Source organism: Leucobacter musarum subsp. musarum (assembly GCF_001273845.1).
Lineage (GTDB): Bacteria > Actinomycetota > Actinomycetes > Actinomycetales > Microbacteriaceae > Leucobacter > Leucobacter musarum.
The window spans coordinates 49061-69097 of record NZ_JHBW01000089.1 but is presented as its reverse complement, the minus strand read 5'-3'; the positions used below and the strand labels follow the sequence as shown (position 1 = coordinate 69097).

18 protein-coding genes are annotated in these 20037 nt (G+C 66.9%); 9 read left to right on the top strand and 9 right to left on the bottom strand.

Annotated elements, in window-relative coordinates; translation table 11 throughout:
* Window positions 1–126 precede the first annotated feature (126 nt).
* Entirely contained in the window at window positions 127–765 is a 639-nt protein-coding gene (locus CH42_RS16950) for an excalibur calcium-binding domain-containing protein (RefSeq protein WP_053353817.1), read from the bottom strand.
* 270 nt (window positions 766–1035) lie between these two features.
* Between CH42_RS16950 and CH42_RS13950 the strand changes: the two genes are divergently transcribed.
* Window positions 1036–1845: an endonuclease/exonuclease/phosphatase family protein gene (locus tag CH42_RS13950; protein ID WP_082309464.1), complete on the top strand. Its 810-nt coding sequence runs from the start codon at window positions 1036–1038 to the stop codon at window positions 1843–1845.
* Window positions 1846–1891: 46 nt separating this feature from the next.
* On the opposite strand, the gene CH42_RS13945 is transcribed toward CH42_RS13950, so the two are convergent.
* Window positions 1892–4063 (bottom strand): ATP-dependent Clp protease ATP-binding subunit, encoded by a 2172-nt coding sequence (locus tag CH42_RS13945; protein WP_075205400.1) that lies wholly within the window; start codon window positions 4061–4063, stop codon window positions 1892–1894.
* A gap of 193 nt (window positions 4064–4256) precedes the next feature.
* Between CH42_RS13945 and ddaH the strand changes: the two genes are divergently transcribed.
* Window positions 4257–5027 (top strand): dimethylargininase, encoded by a 771-nt coding sequence (gene ddaH / locus CH42_RS13940; RefSeq protein ID WP_053353816.1) that lies wholly within the window; start codon window positions 4257–4259, stop codon window positions 5025–5027.
* 72 nt (window positions 5028–5099) lie between these two features.
* Here the strand turns inward: ddaH and CH42_RS13935 are convergent, their stop codons facing one another.
* The gene (locus tag CH42_RS13935; protein ID WP_053353815.1) at window positions 5100–6068 is read right to left on the bottom strand and encodes an arsenic resistance protein; all 969 of its coding nucleotides are present in this window, start codon (window positions 6066–6068) and stop codon (window positions 5100–5102) included.
* A gap of 95 nt (window positions 6069–6163) precedes the next feature.
* Between CH42_RS13935 and CH42_RS13930 the strand changes: the two genes are divergently transcribed.
* Window positions 6164–6604 (top strand): DoxX family protein, encoded by a 441-nt coding sequence (locus tag CH42_RS13930; protein WP_053353877.1) that lies wholly within the window; start codon window positions 6164–6166, stop codon window positions 6602–6604.
* 558 nt (window positions 6605–7162) lie between these two features.
* Here the strand turns inward: CH42_RS13930 and CH42_RS13925 are convergent.
* Window positions 7163–8380 carry a hypothetical protein gene (locus CH42_RS13925; RefSeq protein ID WP_156322573.1) on the bottom strand — a complete coding sequence of 406 codons (1218 nt, stop codon included), beginning with the start codon at window positions 8378–8380 and terminating at the stop codon, window positions 7163–7165.
* Between the two features lie 349 nt (window positions 8381–8729).
* Here CH42_RS13925 and CH42_RS13920 point away from each other — a divergent pair, with 349 nt between their 5' ends.
* The 5 genes from CH42_RS13920 (at window position 8730) to CH42_RS13900 (ending at window position 13017) form a co-directional block, all read left to right on the top strand.
* Window positions 8730–9500: an SDR family NAD(P)-dependent oxidoreductase gene (locus tag CH42_RS13920; RefSeq protein WP_053353813.1), complete on the top strand. Its 771-nt coding sequence runs from the start codon at window positions 8730–8732 to the stop codon at window positions 9498–9500.
* 120 nt (window positions 9501–9620) lie between these two features.
* Window positions 9621–10634: an aldo/keto reductase family protein gene (locus tag CH42_RS13915; protein ID WP_053353812.1), complete on the top strand. Its 1014-nt coding sequence runs from the start codon at window positions 9621–9623 to the stop codon at window positions 10632–10634.
* Window positions 10635–10829: 195 nt separating this feature from the next.
* On the top strand, window positions 10830–12077 hold the full coding sequence (locus CH42_RS13910) for a flavin-dependent oxidoreductase (RefSeq protein WP_053353811.1): 1248 nt from the start codon (window positions 10830–10832) through the stop codon (window positions 12075–12077).
* Window positions 12074–12544 carry a MarR family winged helix-turn-helix transcriptional regulator gene (locus CH42_RS13905; RefSeq protein WP_053353810.1) on the top strand — a complete coding sequence of 157 codons (471 nt, stop codon included), beginning with the start codon at window positions 12074–12076 and terminating at the stop codon, window positions 12542–12544. Before CH42_RS13910 ends, CH42_RS13905 begins: the two co-directional genes overlap by 4 nt.
* An 11-nt stretch (window positions 12545–12555) precedes the next feature.
* The gene (locus tag CH42_RS13900) at window positions 12556–13017 is read left to right on the top strand and encodes a DUF3237 domain-containing protein (RefSeq protein WP_053353809.1); all 462 of its coding nucleotides are present in this window, start codon (window positions 12556–12558) and stop codon (window positions 13015–13017) included.
* Window positions 13018–13195: 178 nt separating this feature from the next.
* Here the strand turns inward: CH42_RS13900 and CH42_RS13895 are convergent, their stop codons facing one another.
* The 3 genes from CH42_RS13895 to CH42_RS13885 all read right to left on the bottom strand — a co-directional run bounded on the left by CH42_RS13895 (window position 13196) and on the right by CH42_RS13885 (window position 16507).
* Window positions 13196–14311, bottom strand: coding sequence for an FUSC family protein (locus CH42_RS13895; RefSeq protein ID WP_053353808.1), 1116 nt, complete (start codon window positions 14309–14311; stop codon window positions 13196–13198).
* A 96-nt stretch (window positions 14312–14407) separates the two neighbouring features.
* Window positions 14408–15199, bottom strand: a complete 792-nt coding sequence (gene ppgK, locus CH42_RS13890; protein ID WP_053353876.1) for a polyphosphate--glucose phosphotransferase — start codon at window positions 15197–15199, stop codon at window positions 14408–14410.
* 135 nt (window positions 15200–15334) lie between these two features.
* The gene (locus CH42_RS13885; RefSeq protein ID WP_053353807.1) at window positions 15335–16507 is read right to left on the bottom strand and encodes an acetyl-CoA C-acyltransferase; all 1173 of its coding nucleotides are present in this window, start codon (window positions 16505–16507) and stop codon (window positions 15335–15337) included.
* A gap of 165 nt (window positions 16508–16672) precedes the next feature.
* Between CH42_RS13885 and CH42_RS13880 the strand changes: the two genes are divergently transcribed.
* Window positions 16673–17977, top strand: coding sequence for a D-alanyl-D-alanine carboxypeptidase family protein (locus CH42_RS13880; protein ID WP_053353806.1), 1305 nt, complete (start codon window positions 16673–16675; stop codon window positions 17975–17977).
* Here the strand turns inward: CH42_RS13880 and CH42_RS13875 are convergent.
* Window positions 17929–18414: a hypothetical protein gene (locus tag CH42_RS13875; RefSeq protein ID WP_053353805.1), complete on the bottom strand. Its 486-nt coding sequence runs from the start codon at window positions 18412–18414 to the stop codon at window positions 17929–17931. The two genes, CH42_RS13880 and CH42_RS13875, sit on opposite strands and share 49 nt — an antisense overlap.
* A 22-nt stretch (window positions 18415–18436) precedes the next feature.
* Window positions 18437–19978 (bottom strand): alpha/beta hydrolase, encoded by a 1542-nt coding sequence (locus tag CH42_RS13870; protein ID WP_053353804.1) that lies wholly within the window; start codon window positions 19976–19978, stop codon window positions 18437–18439.
* Between the last annotated feature and the right edge of the window lie 59 nt (window positions 19979–20037).

Below are 20037 nucleotides of genomic sequence, written 5' to 3'. Positions count from 1 at the left end.
GGGGGGCGCCCTCCCGTCACGTCGGAGAAGTTCGCTCACGCGGACCATCCCAGGGGGAGTCCACCGCCCGACAGAATTTCTCCTGCGCAACGGAAGGTTCGAACCGTCATCGAACCGACGACCGCACTACTCGCAGGCGATGCCGTCGCCATCGCGGTCGAGCTTGCGCGAATAGCCGGGGGAATCCACGTACAGCGGTGCGGCACCGGCCGCCCGCACCGCATCGCAGTTCTCGTAGTACGTCGAGGTCGACGTCGTCTGCGACACGTCGGTCGAAGTGCCCGGGTCTACGAACTGCGTCGGCGCCGAGCTGTTCTGCAGTTCGGCGACCTGTGCGGCGAGCGCCTGGTTCGACGCGTTCAGATTGCCGACCTCGGTCGCGTGCGTGTCCACCTGCGTCTGCAGCGACAGCACCTGCTTTTTCTGCGCATCCAGGTCGGTTTTGGTCTTTGCGGCCTGCTCTTCCGCCTGCTTTGCGGTGTCCTCAGCCTCGGACACCGCATCTTCGGCCGATTCGAGTGCATCATGGGCCTCACTGGCCTCCTGGTTGGCCCGTTCCAGGTCTGCGGTGAGAGATTTCTCGGAGGCGACGAGCGCCGTGTGCTGGGCGTCGGATCCGCCCGCACCCACGCCAGTTCCGACGCCGAACGCGAGCAGCGAGCTGATGACCGGAACGCCGACCGAGACCCATTTGCTGCGCTTCGCACGTGCGGGTGCGGGCTGTGCGGCCTGCGGCGATCCGGAACCGGGAATCCAATTCGTCATTGCGTTCACTGCCCCTTTTCTGCGCGTCGCCGCTCTGGCAACACCTCAGCGTAGACATGCACACGGTGCGCTTTTGCACGATCGACCGGTTTTTCGCCCGCGTTTTCATCCTCGGGCCGCGCTTCACCTTCCATCGCCCAGGAGGAATTTGCTCCTGCTGTTTGTTCTCGAACGAACCCACCGAATGACGGAATTTCTCCTGCGCGACGGAAGACCGGAAACAGTCAACACACACCCAGCATCACCGCACCACCCCGCTACCCTGGGGGAATGACCCCGGCCCCGCATGACGCGCTGCGGGTGATGACGTTCAACGTGCGGCGCAGATTCGGCGCACTGTTGCAACCGCGCGCCGATCGTTGGCTGCTCCGCAAGCATCGCCTGCGCGAGCTGCTGCGGCAGCACCGCCCGCACGTGCTGGGCGCGCAGGAGGTGCTCGGAGGTCAGGGCCGGTGGGTGCGCGACTCCCTGGGGGCCGACTTCCGCAGCATCGGCGCCGGCCGCAGTGCGCGCGGCACGGGTGAGGCCTGCCCGATTCTGTACGACGCCCGTCGGCTCGAGCTAATCGGCTGGCGACAGGTCGCGCTCTCGGCGACGCCCGACGTGCCGGGATCGCGCAGCTGGGGAAATGTGATTCCGCGCATCGCGGTCATCGCCGACTTCGAGGATCGCCGCACCGGCGCACGCTTTCGACACCTCAACACGCACCTCGACCTGCTCAGCAGTCACGCCCGACTGCACTCGGCCGAGCAGTTGCGCGCGCTCGCGACCGCTGACAACCCGCTGGGCTCGGCGATCCTCACGGGCGATTTCAACACCGGGCCGACGTCGCAGCCCGCCCGCATTCTCGGTGAGCACGGTGCGATGCGCGATGCGTGGCCGGCGGCGAGCGCGCGACTCACACCCGAGTACCGCACATTTGCGGGGTATGCGGCCCCGACGCCCGGGCGCCGCATCGACTGGATATTCACGACACCCGATATCGCGGTGGATCGCATCAGCATCATCAGTGACCGCGCACGGGGCGGGTGGGCGTCAGATCACCTCCCGGTCGTCGCAGAGCTGCGGGTGCCGGGGTAACCCCGACACCCGCTGTTGCACCGCGAGCGGCCAGACCGCGACGCCCCTACGCCCCGGCCATCACCGACAGGGCGAGCCCGTCACCGTCGCCGGCGACGTCGACGCGCACCGCCGAGCCGTCGCGCACCTCGCCCGACAGGATCGCCCGAGCCAGCCGGTCGTCGATCTCCTTCTGCATGAGGCGGCGCAGCGGGCGCGCACCGTAGATCGGGTCGTAGCCGCGGGATGCGAGCCAGCTCCGCGCATCGGGGGTGACGGCCAGGGTGAGCCGGCGCGGCGACAGGCGCAGTTGCAACCGATCGATCGAGAGCTCGACGATCTGCGCGAGGTCGGCCTCGGAGAGCGGGTGGAAGATCACCATCTCGTCGAGGCGGTTGATGAACTCGGGCTTGAAAGCGCGCCGCACGGTTTCGCGCACCGCGCCCTCTTTCTCGCTCCATTCGAGATCGGAGTCGATCAGGTACTGCGAGCCGAGGTTCGAGGTGAGGATCAGGATGACGTTGCGGAAGTCGACCGTGCGGCCCTGTCCGTCGGTCAGACGCCCATCGTCGAGCACCTGCAGCAGCACATCGAACACCTCGGGGTGCGCCTTCTCGACCTCGTCGAGCAGCACGACCGAGTACGGCCGGCGTCGCACCGTTTCAGTGAGCTGACCGCCCTGCTCGTAGCCGACGTACCCCGGAGGGGCGCCGACGAGGCGGGAGACGGAGTGCTTCTCGCCGTACTCCGACATGTCGATGCGCACCATGGCGTGCTCATCGTCGAATAGGAACTCGGCGAGCGCCTTGGCGAGCTCGGTCTTGCCAACGCCCGTCGGCCCGAGGAACAGGAAGGATCCGGTGGGACGGTTGGGGTCAGCGATACCGGCGCGCGTGCGGCGCACAGCGTCGGCGACGGCACGCACCGCGTCGCCCTGCCCGATGAGTCGCTTCGCGAGCTCGTGCTCGAGCGCGAGCAGCTTCTCGGTCTCGCCCTGCAGAAGTCGCCCGACCGGGATGCCCGTCCAGGCGGCGACCACGCCCGCGATGTCTTCGTCGGTGACTTGGTCGTTGACCATGCGGTCTTCGCCCGCTTCGGCGTTTTCCGCCTCAGCGACCTCCGCCTCGGTGAGCTGCTTCTGAATCACCGGGATCTCGCCGTACAGCAGCTTCGACGCCTTCTCGAGCTTGCCCTCGCGCTGCGCCATCTCGGCTTCCATGCGCAGCTGGTCGAGCTTCTCGCGCAGTGCACCGACGCGGTTCAACGAGTCGCGCTCACGCGCCCAGCGCGCTTCGAGCCCGTCGAGTTCCGTCTGCATGCCCGCGAGGTCTTCGCGCAGCTTCGCCAGGCGATCCTTCGAGGCGTCGTCTTTCTCCTTCTTCAGCGCAAGCTCTTCGAGCTTCAGCCGGTCGACCGCGCGGCGCAACTCGTCAATCTCGACCGGCGCCGAATCGATCTCCATGCGCAGACGGCTGGCGGCCTCGTCGATCAGGTCGATCGCCTTGTCGGGGAGCTGTCGGGCGGTGATGTAGCGATCCGACAGCGCCGCGGCGGCGATGAGTGCCGAATCGGCGATCGTCACTTTATGGTGCGCCTCGTAGCGCTCTTTCAGGCCGCGCAGGATCGCCACCGTATCGGCGACCGAGGGCTCGCCCACGTACACCTGCTGGAACCGGCGCTCAAGCGCTGCGTCTTTCTCGATGTATTCGCGGTACTCATCGAGGGTCGTGGCACCGATGAGTCGCAGCTCGCCGCGGGCCAGCATCGGCTTCAGCATCTGGGAGGCCGCGACCGAAGATTCGCCACCACCGGCACCCATGAGCGTGTGCAGCTCGTCAATGAAGGTGATGAACTTGCCGTCGGAGTCCTTGATCTCTTGCAGCACCGCCTTCATGCGCTCCTCGAACTCGCCGCGGTACTTCGCGCCCGCGATGAGTGCGGAGATGTCGAGCGAGATGAGCTCTTTGTCTTTCAGCGATTCGGCGACGTCGCCCGCGACGATGCGCTGGGCGAGGCCCTCGACGACGGCGGTCTTGCCGACGCCGGGTTCACCGATGAGCACGGGGTTGTTCTTGGTGCGTCGGGTGAGCACCTGGCTGACGCGACGAATCTCGGAGTCGCGACCGATGACGGGATCGAGTTTGCCCGAGCGCGCGACCTCGGTGAGGTTCACGCCGAACTGCTCGAGTGCCGACTGCTGATCGCCGTCACCCTGGGCGGGCGTCCAATTGGCCTGCATGGGAGTCCTTTCTCATACGGGGATGGGGTGCGGTTCGCCGCCGCGCACCGCGATGATCGGGCACGATCAGGCTCTTTCCGCAAACTTGAGTGATGTTGACTCAAGTTTAGCCTAGAGCGTCGTCGATCACCAATGCCGATACGCTGGATCCCGAACACCCCAGCATTTCCGCAAGAAATCGAGGAACACCCGCATGTCTCAAATCGCACTCGTGCGCCAGCCCAGCCCCCTGCTCGACAACGGCATCGTCGACCACATCGAGAAGGTGACCGTCGACCTCGAGCGCGCTCGCGAGGAGTGGCGCGGGTACGTCGCCGCACTGCAGTCGCACGGCTGGGAGACGATCGAGGTCGAGCCGGCCGACGACTGCCCCGACTCCGTCTTCATCGAAGACACGGTCGTGATGTTCCGCAACGTCGCCGTCATCTCGCGCCCCGGCGCCGACAGCCGCAAGCCCGAGACCGCCGGCACGCGCAAGGCCCTCGAAGAGCTCGGCCTGCCAATCGCCGAGATTCGCGCACCCGGAACTCTCGACGGCGGCGACGTGCTCAAGATCGGCGACACCGTCTACGTCGGCCGCGGCGGGCGTACCAACGCCGAGGGCGTCGCGCAGCTGCGCCGCATCCTCGGCCCGCTCGGCGCGAAGGTCGTCGGCGTGCCCGTGACGAAGGTGCTGCACCTCAAGACCGCGGTCACCGCACTGCCCGACGGCACCGTCATCGGGTACCCCGAGTTCGTCGACAACTCCGACATCTTCGACCGCTTCCTGCCGGTGCCCGAACCCCACGGCACGGCGGTGGTCTGCCTGAGCGAGTCAGAACTCATCATCTCGGCCTCCGCCCCGAAGACTGCGGAGATGCTGCGCGATCTCGGCTACACCGTCACCGAGGTGCCCCTCGCCGAGTACGAGAAGCTCGAGGGCTGCCCCACCTGCCTGTCGGTGCGCGTGCGCAACGCGTACTGAGGCTGCAGCATCCCGCACCTGATCCCGCGCCTCGCGCTCCGGGCTTGTGACACGACGTATCGTGTCTCTCGCTCACCTCACGAGCCGCGGGATCAGCCGTATCCCCGCGACCATCACGACAAGCTCGACGAGAGTCTGTGTCACGACAACGAGCGGCGCCAGTTCGAGCGAAGCCGGGAGCGCAAGAGCGAGCGGCAGCACGACGAGCGAGTTGCGCGTGACGCCACTGAAGACGAGGGCGCGACCGCCACCGATATCGAGCCCGAATCCTCGCGCAAGCCACCACCCAGTGAGTGCCATGATCACGGCGAACGCCCCAAAGATCGGCACGATGGCGATCAGCGATCCGACCCGATGACCGATCGCAGCAATCTGTGACGCCACGACGGCCGCAAGCACCAGCATCATGAGCGGCACCATCGATGCTGCGGCTCCCGCCATCACGGCGCCGCCGATCTGTGCGGCCGCGCCGTGGCGCCGCGCGAGCCACTGCACCCCTGCGGCCAGCGCGAGCGGCACGATAATGAGCCACACGAGCGCCTCGACGAATGGTTCGGGGTCGACCGCCGCCAATGGCTCACCGCCGCCGAAGAGCCAGAGGTAACCGGGCAGCAGGACCATCTGCACGATCATCAGGATCGGTGATGCGGCGAGCAGGCGATCGGCTGCCCCACCGGCGATGCCGGCGAACACGATCACGTAGTCGATGCACGGCGTGAGCAACACGAGCAGCAACCCGATAAGGATCGCCGCATCGTTCGCCACCACACGCGAGAGCCCGAACGCAACGATCGGCGCGACGACGAAATTCAGCAGCAGCAGTGCAGCGAGGAAGCGCAGGTCACGCACAGCCGCGCCGATACGCGCGAACGGGACCCCGAGGAACGTCGCGAACAGCAGTATTCCGAGCGCGGGGGTGATCAGCAGTGCCGACGGCTGCACGATCATCGGCAGCGCGAGTCCGGCCGTCGCACCGACAATGAGTGCCCCGAGGTAACACGCGATCTGATGTCGCTCCCACCATTCGATCGCCACGCCCATGCGCACCAGTCTGGCAGTCGACAACCCCGTCGCCGATGTCGGCGGCGCCGCGTACGCTGGCATCATTCGACCCCACCGATCCGATCGGAGCCCGCATGAGCGCCCTCGTCACCACCGACCCGCCCCGATCTTCCGTAATGCAGCACATTGCTCGCGTGCTGCTCGGTGCCGGCCTGCTCTTCGCGGGCATCGCGCACCTCACGTTTGCGCGCCGCGAATTCCAGTCACAGGTGCCCGATTGGGTGCCCGCCGACAAAGACTTCGTGGTGATCGCCTCGGGCATCGTCGAGATCACTCTGGGCGGGGCCGCAATTGTGCTGGGACGCCTGCGCGTGCCGATCGGGTGGATCATCGCCGCATTCTTCGTCGCGGTGTTCCCCGGCAACATCTCTCAGTTCGTCACCCGCTCCGACGCGTTCGGGCTCGAGAGCGACGCGGCGCGTGGCATCCGCCTCGTATTCCAGCCACTGCTCGTGCTGTGGGCGCTGTGGTCGTGCGGCGCGTTCCAGGCGCTGCGTCGTGGCGGGCGACGCTGAGGCGCACGTCCGCTGCCCCAGGAGCCGTTTGCGTTTGCGGAGCTCCCAAGTCAGCGAATTCGGACTTCGTCTCGCCAGGATGATCACTGGCCTCGACGTGAGCCTCGCGCGTCGACATGTCGAGCATTCCGATATCGACTCTGAACTCTTTCGCGACCTGCGGAGAGTGCCGCCTGCGTCATGGTTCCCTGCGACGCGTATCAAGTCGTCGCGAGACTCCTCGGGAAACGAATTGCGCATGATGACATGCGTCCAGTCGAGCCCTCTCGGATGGCCACATTAGAAACGTTCGCAGAGGGTTCGATATGACGCTGAGAAGGATGCCTCAAGTTCAGGATTGCGACTCAAGGACAAATCCAGCCACTGCTCCAATTGGAAGCAATATGCCCGGAACCAGGAACCCCCAACCCGTACGACTCAATCTTGACAAACGTTGTCCCAACGATTGCCTCTTGCCTTTATTCTTGTTCTCTTTTGGAGGCAGCTCGACGTACACCATGAACAAGCTGAAAGCTCCGAGTATTAACCAAAGTATGGGGCTATCTAAGAAATCAAGCATTACCTGACCTGCTTATAGAGGTCATAGCACGAGCGGATACCAACGAGATCAATCACCGTTGTGCCGGAGTTAATGAGCAGGCTCTTCACTTGATGCCCAGTCTTGGTGCCGGACATTCGTGCCCAAGATTTCTTGAAGTTCCCCTTGGTGGACTTCACGTCAGTAGCGAATTTCTTCATGTTGTTTGCAATGAGCGAAAGAGGCTTCTTTCCGTTCTTACTCAGGTACTTCCAGTTGGAAAATGCGGCTTTGAGCTTGGAGGTCTTGCCATACTTCAGAATCTTGTAGACCTTGGCGGCGACAGTCGCAACCTTAGCTGGGCCAAACGCGACTATCGTGGCTACGCCGACAAGGCAGCCAGTTACTTTTTGAATCCACCAGACGATACTGGGGTCAGCCACTACGGGGAATGCGGTGCTATCAGTGGTTGAGACCTCTTGGCTCAGAACATTTCCATCGATCTCAAAGCGTGTCTCGAGTTCGTTCCCATTGGCATCGACGGCCCAAGGAGCTTGCACCTCACCGACGAGCTCCGTCGTGGAAACCTCCGTGGTTTCAGGATCAGGGATGGCAGCGAGTGCGTCAATTTGTTCCTCAGTCAGATCGTCAAGATCGTCAAGATCATCAAAAGTGAGGTCATCCGCACCCATGATCTGTTCGACCGCGTAATCAATACGCTCCTCTTCACCAGCGACGGGAATCTCGTGCACTACGTCGGCATAAATACTGATCGAGCCGTCCTCCTCCATCTCCATAGAAGCGGACTCAGGAAGATCCAACGAGTATCTCTGCACCGTTGGTGCAGCATCGGACCCTAAAATGCTGATGATTCTTTCGCTGTCATCAAACTCTTGATGAACCATATCGAGGTCGGCATCCACGTCCGTGTACACCGTGGCTCCGTCAACGATATGAGAATCATCAGCGCCTGCCACGCCAAGACCGAACTCCCCGCTCGCATCAGGCATCATCGCCTCCGGATCTGACAATGCGTCAGTCAGGCCTCCATCAGATGCATACTCGAGACCCGATGTGGCCAGATCCAAGACAGACTGCGGGTCGCCTGCGGTGTAGAACTTCACGCTTTCTTCAAAGCGCGCTGTCGCGTCTCCGCCGAGTGACTCATCCTGTTCCGCGGCAGCTGGGGTCAACCCCGCGGCACCCAGAAGCAACGCCGCTACGACGCCTGAGGCAATAGCGCTCGTCAAACTCTTCAAATTCCGTTTCCTCATCTACGTGATTGGGACTACAACGCGAACGCACTGTCTCAACTTGTTGCCGACGGCTCACAAGAGCAACTCCGAACGCGACCTGAACCGATGCAATTCACCTGGACCGTGTTCTTAAATATAAATATATCTTAATTGAAGAAGCATCAAACCCCGGCGTCCGCAGGTCACCCGAGATGTAGGCGACGTTCCGAGTCGGGCTGCCGGAGTGTGCTTTGCGCCCGTGCGCCGAATGAAGTGGCCCGGATAGCAGCCTGCGGGCGTGTCACCCCAAGCACCTCTTCCGTGACGCGGCGACACTGACCGCGCGGTCAGTTCCGACTGCAAGACTCGGGCAATGGCTTCTCCCTCACTCACCGCACTCATCACCGGTGCTTCCGCCGGTCTCGGCACGGAGTTCGCGCGGCAGCTCGCCGCGAAGGGCGTCAACCTCGTGCTCGTCGCGCGCGACAGCGAACGACTGGACGCGCTCGCCATCGAGATGCATCAACGCTACGGCGTGCGAGCTCAGGCCCTGCCCGCAGACCTCACTGACGCCGAACAGCTCGAAGCGGTGGCTGCGCGCATCGCCGACGGCGGCCAGCCGATCGACATCGTGGTGAACAATGCCGGCTTCGGCGTCTACGCGGGGTTCGAAGAGAGCGATCTCGACGACGAACGGCGCTTGCACGAATTGCTCTCGTGGGTTCCGCTGCGACTCTCGCACGCAGCTATTCCCGGGATGCTTGATCGCGGCTACGGCTGGATTCTCAACGTGGCGAGCGTCGCCGCGTTCACCCCGACCGGCACGTACGGCGCAGCGAAGGCCGCGGTCGTCTCGCTGTCGCGAGCGCTCAATGCGCGGTTCCGTCGTCGCGGAGTGCACGTCACCGCGCTCTGCCCCGGGCTGCTCGACACCGAATTCCACGCGCGCATGGGTGAAGACCACCTGCCCGAGTTGCCGCAGCTCGCCTGGGCGAACACGCGCCGCGTCGCGCACGAGGGCATCATCGGCGTGCGGCAGGGCCGCAGCGTCGTGATCTCCGATTGGCGCTACCGACTCCTCGCACCGCTGACGCGCATCCTGCCAGACCGCGTGCTTGAGCGCATGTCGACCACGAACGACTGAGGCCGAATCTGGCCGCCCGTCACGCGTCCACAACCTTTCAATTTCTCGGCTCCCGACCATCCGTCCGGAGTTCATGAAACTCTCCGTCACCCGCAGAGCCACCGGGCATAGGCTGGGGCAATGGTCAACTATCGCTATCTCGGAAACAGCGGCCTCAAGGTCTCAGAAATCACGTTCGGCAACTGGGTGACCCACGCCTCCCAGGTCGAAGACGACGCGGCCGTCAAGACGGTGCACGCGGCACTCGACGCCGGCATCACGACATTCGACACCGCCGACACCTACGCGAACACCGCGGCCGAGACAGTGCTCGGCCGTGCCCTCGAAGGACAGCGTCGCGAAGGCCTCGAGATCTTCACGAAGGTGTACTTCCCGACCGGCCCCAAGGGGCCGAACGACACGGGGCTCAGCCGCAAGCACATCCTGGAGTCGATCAACGGTTCGCTGCGCCGCCTCGGCACCGACTACGTCGACCTGTACCAGGCGCACCGCTTCGACTACGAGACCCCGCTCGAAGAGACGTTCCAGGCGTTCGCAGACATCGTTCGCCAGGGCAAGGCGCTGTACATCGGCGTCTCCGAGTGGACCGCCGAGCAGCTGCGCGAGGGCCATCAGCTCGCCCGTGAGCTGAACGTGCAGCTCATCTCGAATCAGCCCCAGTACTCGATGCTGCACCGCGTCATCGAGGAGAAGGTCGTGCCGACCTCCGACGAGCTCGGCATCTCGCAGATCGTGTGGTCACCGATGGCGCAGGGCGTGCTCTCGGGCAAGTACCTGCCCGGTCAGCCCGTGCCCGCCGGCTCGCGCGCGACCGACGACAAGAGCGGTGCGGAGTTCATTCAGAAGTACCTCCGCGACGACATCCTCGAGGCCGTGCAGCGGCTAAAGCCGATCGCCGAGCAGGCGGGCCTGACGATGCCGCAGCTCGCGATCGCCTGGGTGCTGCAGAACCCGAACGTTGCCGCAGCGCTCGTCGGCGCCTCGCGCCCCGAGCAGCTCGCCGACACGGTGAAGGCCTCGGGCGTGGTGCTCGACGCCGACACGCTCGCCGCGATCGACGTCGCCCTCGGCGACACCCCGAACCGCGACGGCAACGACACCTACGGGGTCTCGCCGAAGGCTCGCCTGGTCTGATCCGGCGCAACGCCTCGCCCGGCACCCGCCCGGCATCACGAGTGGTCCGAACCGCACTGCGGTTCGGACCACTCGTGCGTTTGGGGCCCCACCCCTTCTCGCCCACCCCCATTGCACCCCAGACACACCCGTGTTAGTTTTGTAGCAAAACTAGTCGGGTGTGTCAGCATCGACCGCCCCGAACAGGAGTGATCAATGAAGATCGTTATCATCGGCGCCGGTATCGGCGGCCTCCTCACCGCGCTGAGCCTGCATGACGCGGGCTTCGACGACGTCGAGGTCTACGAGCGCTCGGCCGAGATCCGCGGGCTCGGCGTCGGCATCAACCTGTTGCCGCACGCGGTGCGCGAGCTCACCGAGCTCGGCATCGTCGATGACATCGCTGCGCTCGGCGTTGCGCCCACCACCCTGGCGTACTTCAACCGCCACGGCCAGCCGATCTGGGAGGAGCCGCGCGGCACTGCAGCCGGGTACAGCTGGCCCCAGCTCTCGGTGCACCGCGGGCAGCTGCAGTTAAAGCTCCGTGATTTCGTCGAGCAGCGACTCGGCGGTGTGATCCGCACGGGCCACCGCGTCACCTCGGTCGACGATCGCGCCGACGGCAGCACCGCCCACTTCGATACGGCGAACGGACCGGTCTCGGTCGATGCCGATCTCGTGATCGCCGCCGACGGCATTCACTCGGCCGTGCGCGCCGAGCGCTACCCCGACGAGGGCGCTCCGCCGTGGAGCGGCCTCACCTTGTGGCGCGGCGTCGCATACGCCGAGCCGTTCCTTGACGGCAGCACCATGGTCATGGTGGGCGATGGCGAGCAGAAGTTCGTCGCGTACCCGCTCGGCCCGGTCGGCGAAGACGGTCGCATGCCCATCAATTTCATCGCCGAGCAGCGACGCGAGGCCACGAGTGACGCCGACTGGAACCACCCGATCGATCCACAGCCCATCGTCGACCTCTTCCAGGGGTGGACGTACGACTGGCTCGATATTCCGGCGCTGATTGCGAGCGCCGACGAGATCCTTGAGTATCCGATGGTGGATCGCGACGCCCTGCCGCAGTGGACCTTTGGGCGCACCACACTGGTCGGCGACGCCGCCCACGCGATGTATCCCAATGGTTCGAATGGCGGGTCGCAGGCCACGCTCGACGCACGCACCCTCGCATTCCACCTCGGCACGAACCGCCCGGTCGAGGAGGCGCTGCGCCTGTACGAGGCGGATCGCCGCCCCGCCACTGCGGCGCTGCTGGAGCAGACGCGGCAGGCCGGCCCCGAACGCGTCATGGTGCTCGCGGCCGAGCGCGCCCCTGAGGGCTTCGCGCACATTCACGACGTCATCGGTGCCGCTGAGCTCGAAGAGGTGGCGACGGCGTACAAGCAGGCTGCGGGGTTTCACCCGCAGTCGCTGAATGATCGGTCATCGCTGTCGGTGGGGCGCACCGCATGACGGCACCTGACCCCGCCCGACTTGCCGCGGTCATCTCGCCTCTGCGGCGAGCGCTGCTCGCGGCGACCCGCGAGGCCGGCGGTCTTCCCGATATTCCGGACGCGCAGATCCAAGTGATTCGCGCCCTGCCCGACGGCACCACGCGCACCCCGAGCGAGCTCGCCGCTGAGTTGCATCTCGACCGCTCCACCATCAGCAACCTGCTCGCGGCGATGCAGCGCGCGAAGCTCGTGGAGCGCGCACCCGACCCAAACGATGGTCGGCGATCGCTCATCACCACCTCGGCCCGCGCCCGCGAGTTGTTCGCGGCCTTCGACCGTTCGAGCGCCGACCTGCTGGGCGCCGCACTCGACACGCTTGCCCCGACCGACCGCGACGCGATCGCGGCGGCCCAACCCGCCCTCGAGCGTCTGCTCGACGCGCTGCTCACCGTGAGCGTGCCCGGCGACGCACCCCATCGATCCTGAACGGAGCACTCATGACGCTTCCCATCCCCTCCCTTGAGCACGTCTTCGACGTCGAGGTCGAACTCGGCGCTCTCGAAGATCACGGCGACACTCGTGCCGGGCACCGCCGCGTGATTCCGATTCTCGGTGGCCGGATCACCGGAACGATCACGGCCGACATCTTGCCCGGTGGTGCCGACTGGCAGGTGGTGCGCGCCGACGGATCGATCGAGATCGACGGCCGCTACTCCGCGCGTACCGACGCGGGCGAGTTGCTGTACCTGCAGGCGAACGGGGTGCGCAGCGGCGAACCCGCCGTGCTCGAGGCGCTGCTGCGCGGCGAGCCCGTCGACCCGTCGGAGTACTACTTCCGCACGGTCGTGACCGTCGAGACCTCGGCGCCGCGACTCGCGCACCTCGAGCGAGCGCTGTACCTCGCGGTCGCCGAGCGCACGGCGAACGCGGTGCGCTACGCGACGTACCGCTTCGCGTAGGCGCGAGCCTCCCCAGCACCCCGGCACCTTCCGTCACACCGGAGAAATTCAGTCGCACGGTGGCACGCATCGGAACCCGTAAGCAGGAGCGGATTTCTCCTGTCGGACGGGAGGTGGCAGACGGCAGGAGGTGGGAAGGCGACGGCAGCTCAGACGGTCGCGCCGACGGCCCCCACCCTCAGCGCAGTTCGCCCGAACCGCGCGCGCTCGCACTCCGGTGAATCAACGCCGTCGCCACGGCGATCGCCGATCCGATGACGGTGTCGAGCACGCGCTCGCCTGCGGTGCCCATGAGGTTCGCGCCGCCGGTCGCCGCCCCGCTGATGAGCAGCACGAGCGGGGTGATGAACACGAGCGCGAGTGCGTAGTTGCGCACGACCACGAGTTCGATGGTGAACTGCAGCAGGGTGAGCAGCAGGGCGAGCACCAGCGGAAAGACACCGAGGCCCGCGAGGGCGAGGTAGAGCACGGCTCCGACGAGGGTGCCGGCGGTGCGGTGCAGCCCGCGTCCGAGCGAGTGTCGGCGCACCGCGCTCAGCCCGATGACGGCGATGCCGGTCGAGACGGTCCAGTAGGCGCGATGGGGGTCGATCCAGAGCACGGTGACGACCGTACCGATCACGGCGACGATGAGAATGCGCAGGATCAGCTGCCCCTCGCCCGCCCCGAGCCACGGGCCTGGAAGCAGTTCGCGCAGCGGCCGCACCGGCTTCGCCCGTTCGGAGGCGCGCAGAAGTGGCGCGAGCGCGAGCAGGTATGAGAAGAGCGCCCCGCCGGCGAGCGCCGCGAGCAACACGAGCGGGGAGTTCAGCCGCTGCCCGTCGACGACGCCGGTGATGTTCGCCGCGAGGCCGTAGCTGAGCACGAAGAACACGGGCCCGGGCGGCCCGAGCCGAAATGCGAAGGCGAGGGTCGCGGTCACCCCGGCGACGACAACGAGGCCGACTGAGAGCCAGAGCGGCGACGGCGCGAGTGCCGCACCCAGTGCCGAGCAGGCGAGCAGCAGGGCGCCGACGAACGGCAGCACCTTCGCGCGCTCAGCGGCGGCAAGGCCCGCGGCATACAGGGCGACGAATGCGCCGGCAGCCGTCTGCAGGCCGATCCCCTCGTGCCCGAGCAGGGTGAGCACCGCGAACGGCGTGCCGATCGATAGTGCGGCGCGGATCGCGATCCAGAGCCGGGGGCCCGGGCCCGCTGGCATCTGGAACAGGCTGCGCACGGCCTTGATCAGTGCGGTCGGGGGTGCGGGGGTGCGCGGGCGGGGTGATCCGCCGTCATCGACCGCTTCGGCCATGCGCTACTCCCCTCGCCCGTACCGCACTATTCTTTCAGGCGCGCGGCGGCTGCAACGACACTCGCGATGGCTCCATCGGGAGCGACGAGCGCCGGCTCACCCCTGGGCGGCGAGGAACGCGGCCCCGATAATGCCGGCGTCGTTGCGCAGTTTTGCCGGCACGACGGGCACTGTCACGCCCGCGAACGGCAGATACTGATCGGCGTTCTTGCTGATGCTGCCGCCGATGACGAAGCGGTCGGGGTTCATGACCTGCTCAAGGTACCCGATGTAGCGAGCGGCGCGACCGGCCCACTCGGCGAGCGTGATGCCCTCGCGCTCGATGACCTTCGCGGCCGTATGCTTCTCGATCGAGATGAAGCCGTCGAGCTCGAGATGCCCGAGCTCGAAGTTGGGCACGAGCACCCCGTCGGCGACCAGTGCCGAGCCGATGCCGGTGCCGAAGGTGAGCACCATGGTGACGCCCGGCAGCCCGCGCACCTCGCCGAACGCGACCTCCGCGACGCCCGCCGCATCGGCATCGTTGACAACGGTGCAGGGTGCGCCGACGGCTGCGCCCAGCAGCTCGCGCGCGTCGGTGCCGATCCAGCTGAGGTCGATGTTCGCCGCCGTGCGCATCACGCCGTCGCGCACCACACCCGGCAGCGTCACACCGACCGGCAGTGCCGCGGCCACCTCGGCCGTTGCGGTTCCCGCCTCGACGAGCTCGACGCGAATCGCCGCGACCATTGCCCCGACCTCGCGCGCGATGTCGGCGGGGGCGCCGCCCTCGGGGGTCGAGACCTTGTGCCGAGAGGTGATCCGCTCACCCGTCGTGAGCTCGATCGCTCCGCCCTTGATGCCGGTGCCGCCGACGTCGATGCCGATGGCCGTAAGGTGCAATCCCATAGCCGCGAGTGTACTGGCGCGCGCGGGCGCGTCGCCACCGCCCGACCGCGCCGGAACCGCCATATCTCGAACCGATACAGACGGGCCCGGCGATGCCGCACGTCGTCAGACCGAGTCAGGTCGGGTCAGGTCGCGTCAAACTGCGCGGAGCACCACCGCGCTGCCCTGCCCGCCGCCGCCGCAGATGCCGACCGCGCCGAGCGATCCGGAGCCGAGCTCAGCGAGCTGCCGCGCGAGCGTGCCGACGATGCGGGCGCCCGAAGCGCCGATCGGGTGCCCGAGCGCGATTGCGCCACCGTGCGCATTGACGATCGCGGCGTCGAGGTCGAGCTCGCGGCTCGACTGCACGCCGACGGCGGCGAAGGCCTCGTTGATTTCGACGGCCGCGAGGTCTGCGGCGGCGACACCGTCGGTCTTCGCGAGAGCCGCGGTGATGGCGCGCGCCGGCTGCGAATGCAGGTGGGTGTCGGGGCCAGCGACGAAGGCGGTCGCCTCGACCCGGGCGATCGGGGTCAGGCCCAGACGCTCGACGGCGGCCTCGCTCGCGATGACGAGCGCCGCGGCGCCGTCCGTGATCTGCGAGGCGTTGCCGGCGGTGATAGTGCCGTCTGCAGCGAACGCCGGGCGCAGGCCCGCGAGGGTCTCGGCCGTCGTCTCTGCGCGCACACCGTCGTCATTCGACACGACGGTGTCGCCGCGGCGCGAGGTCACGGTGAAGGGCTCGATCTCACCGGCGAGGAACTCCGCCGAAGCCGCGGCGCGCTGGTGCGAGGCGGCGGCGAACGCGTCTTGCTCCTCACGGGTGAGGCCGAGGGGCGTATTGCCCGTCTCGGTGAGCGCACCCATCGCGACCTGATCGAACGCGTCTGAGAGCCCGTCGCGATCGACGGTGTCGACGAACGTCGCGTCGCCGTACTTCGTGCCGGCGCGCAGCGGCAGCACGTGGGGCGCGAGCGACATCGACTCCTGGCCGGCGGCGACCACGATCTCGGCCTCGCCCGCATTGATCAGGCGCACCGCCTGCGACACGGCCTCGGTGCCCGACAGGCACACGGCGTTCAGCGTAATCGCGGGCACCGTGAGCGGGATGCCGGCCCCGACCGCGGTCTGTCGTGCCGGGTTCTGCCCGGCACCGGCCTGCAGCACCTGACCGACCACGACGGCGTCGACCTGCTCAGGCGAGACCCCAGCGCGACCGAGCGCCGCGCGCACCGCGTGCGCTCCGAGCACCGTCGCGGGCTGCGTCGCGAGCTGCCCGGTGAAGCGGGTGAACGGGGTGCGGGCGTACCCCGCGATCAGTGCGACCATCAGCGAGCTCCTCAATGATGCGATTCAGACATGCGGTGTCGAAGACTGCCATCTTCTCGCAATTGGTCGCACGGGTCATGCGCGGGATCGCACAGCCGCACTCGCACCGGCTGTGCATAGGCGGATTCCCGGGCATCGCACCGAGCCGCCCACTAATCTGGATCGGTGACCACAATCGACGCTCAGCCGGTGCAGCGACGGCGGACGGGCCGCGTGATCGGTCTCGTCGGCGGCGGCCTGGTGATCCTGCTCGCCGGAGGCTATGCGGTCGCGTGCGCGATCGCCCCGGTGCCCGCTCCGACGCTCGCGCTCAACGCCGAAGTGTCGACCACGTTCAACCTCGATGACGACGATCTGCGAGCCGCGGTCGACGGCGAATCCGCGCCCACGGCCATCGGCTGGCTCGACGACGATGCGGTCTGGGAGAACACCACCGAGGTCGCCCCGATCGCGAGCATCTCGAAACTGGTCACGGCGCTCGTCACCCTCGAGCGTGCGCCGCTCGACGGCGACGGCGCGGTGCACGTCTGGTCGGCGGCCGACGCCGCGCGCCAACAGCAGTACCGCGACGCCGACGGAGTCGCCTTTCCAATCGCAGTCGGCACCGAGATCACCGCGCGTCAGATGCTCGAGCTCGCGCTCATCCCGTCGGCGAACGACTACGCCGCCGCCTTCGCCTACTCCGTCTTCGGCGACAACGACGCGTTTCTCGCGGCCGTGCGCGACTGGCAAGATCGCCAGGGCCTCGCATCGCTCAGCCTCTTCGAGCCGACCGGCATGGACGAGCGCAACGCGGCTTCACCGGGTGACGTGCTGCGCATCGCGCGCCTCGCGCTCGCCGACCCGACCATCGCCGCGATCGTGTCGCAGCCGTACGCGACGCCCGTGGCCGAGATCGGTTTGGTCACCAGCACGAACCCGCTGTTCGGTGTGCTCGACGGCGTCGTCGGCGTGAAGACCGGGCGCACCGACGTCGCCGGGTACAACCTCGCCGCAGCCCGCACCAGCGATGCCGCAGGCCGCGAGGTCACCCAGCTCTCGGTGGTGCTGGGGCGCGAAACGGCGCAGGATCGCCTCACGTCGAGCCTCAGCATGTTCTCGGCACTCGATGCGGCACCCTCCACCGTGACGCTCGTCGCCGCGGGCGAGGAGTTTGGCACACTGTCGGGCGTCGACGGTGCCAGGGTGCCAGTGGTCGCGGGTGCCAGGGTCACTGCCGTGCTCGTGCCCGGCGAGGAGGGGTCGCGGCGGGCCAAGGGCGATCCGGCAGCCATTGCCGCGGCCGCTCGCGCCGATACCGGCGATACCGCAGGCGCCAGGATCGCCGCCGGCCAGCGCGTCGGCTCGCTCACCGTCGAGACGCCCGTCGACGGCGCCGCCGAAACCGACCTCACGACGGCCGCGGCGCTCGCCGACCCCGACTACTTCTGGCGCCTCACGCATCCACGGCAGCTGTTCGGCCTCGGCTGAGGCCGTGCGCCGTCGCTTGTTCGCGGAGCTGATGGCGGGTACGGCAACGCGTGAGCCATCGTGCGCCGCGCCAGTGCCGCGAGTGATTCCGACGCCCCATGGGCCTGCCCCTCGATTCCGGGATCAGCCACGCAGGCTCGACGTCGGCGGAGCACCTCGAACGTTGCAGCGGTCAGCAGCAGCGCCCCACCGGCGATGAGGAGGTCGACCGGAGCCGACGCCCCGGTGCGCGAGAGTGCCTGCTGTATCGCAGTGGAGCCGGGCGCCACGCCATCTCCGCTTTCGAGGTCGAGCCAGAGCCGCGTCGTCCCCTCGGGGGCCTGCTCGACGATTTCGATCGGTTGCGGCGCGGCCGTTGCAGCGGTCGCACCGCCGAATGCGGTCACGAAGAACGTCACCGCGCCAGCGATCGCCGCCCCGCGCCTCAGCGAACGCATCCTTCTCGTCTGTACATTCGGTTCAGTCATCAGTGCACACCGTGCCTTCTGCCGGGAGCTCGCCCTTGAGCAGGTACTGCGTCGCGGCAGCGTCCGCGCAGGTCGAGCGATTGGCGAATGACGCACCGTGCCCCTGGCCCTCGAGGGTGAGCAGGCGCGCGTTGCCGAGCTCTTCGGTCAACTGCTGAGCACCCGTGTACGGCGTCGCGTGGTCGCCGGTCACTCCCATGACGAGAATCGTGGAGTCGCCCGCGTTCGTGAACGTGTCGGTGATGTCGTCACCGCTGACGGGCAGGGCATCGCACCCGAGGTCGATGAACTCGCGCAGTACCTCGTCAGTGATCTCGGGGCCGCCGAGTTCTTCAGGGACCCCGACTTCCTTCATGTGTGCGATCAAGCCGGGCACATCGGCATCCGCAGGGAACGAATGGCAGCGCACGATCGTACCGGCGAGACCGACATTCGCACCGCCGCTTCCGACGACCTGTGCGATGGCGTCGATGCCGTCTTGCTCGCCCGAAAGAGCGCTGCCCGCCATATCGAGAGAAATGGCACGTGAGGCCGCACCGCCATAGAGGGCTGAGGTAAGGAACGTGTACATGCCGCTCGAGTCGACCTCGAAGCCGTCGGTCGCGACGAGCGGCTGTTCATCGAGTTCTGCAATCTGCGCACTGCGTGTCGTGGCGTCAGGCAGCGGGCAGCGACCCAACGCGAAGTCGGCTTCGCACTGATCGAGCATGGTCTCCGTTGCTTCGACGATCGCCACGCGCTGATCGAAGCTGCCCTCGAGCCCCGCCCAATGTGCGCTCTCGGCACTGTCGAGCACCATGCGCCCGACTCGTTCAGGGAAGATCGTGGAGTAGGTCGCCCCCAGCATGGTGCCGTAGGAGTAGCCGAGATAGTGCAGCTCAGGGTCGCTCGAGAGATGGCGCAGCAGGTCCATGTCGCGCGCGACCTGGCTCGTACCCATGGTCAGCGCCAGCGGGTTCTCATCTGCACAGAGGCTGATCTGCACCTCTGGGATGTTCGAGTCGATGTCGCACTCGATGGGGGTTGAGCGAGCGATGCCTCGGGGATCGAACCCGACGAGATCGTACTGCTGCGTCACCCGCGAGAACTCGGGCATGGTCGACATCGACAATGCCAAGTCGAACCCGCTGCCACCCGGTCCACCGGGGTTCACGAGCAGTGCGCCCGACGAGGTCTCCGCCTCAGCAGGGAGGCGATTGACGGCCAGCGAAATCGACTCCGAGTTCTCGGGATCGGCCCAGTCGATCGGTGCGGAGACATGCCCGCACTCGAAGCGATCAATGGGCATCTCGGCCTCTTGCATGCGTTTCGCCGCATCGGCTGAGATACCGAAATCATCGTTGCACTCGCCCCAGGAGATCTCTTGGTCGTAGTACTCGGAGAATGCCGCCTGCTGCGCAGCGCTCTCGGAGCCTGCGTCGGAGTTCGGTGGCGACGTGCAACCCGCCAGCAGCAGTGCCAGTGCACCGGCGGCGGCGCACACGACGATCACGCGGCGCGGCGCGCGACGGGGTTCATGGACGAGGGAAAACATGGGCATCACACTCTCTCGAAGCAGGCGGGAACCCTCAGAGTGTGACACCGCGTGCGCAC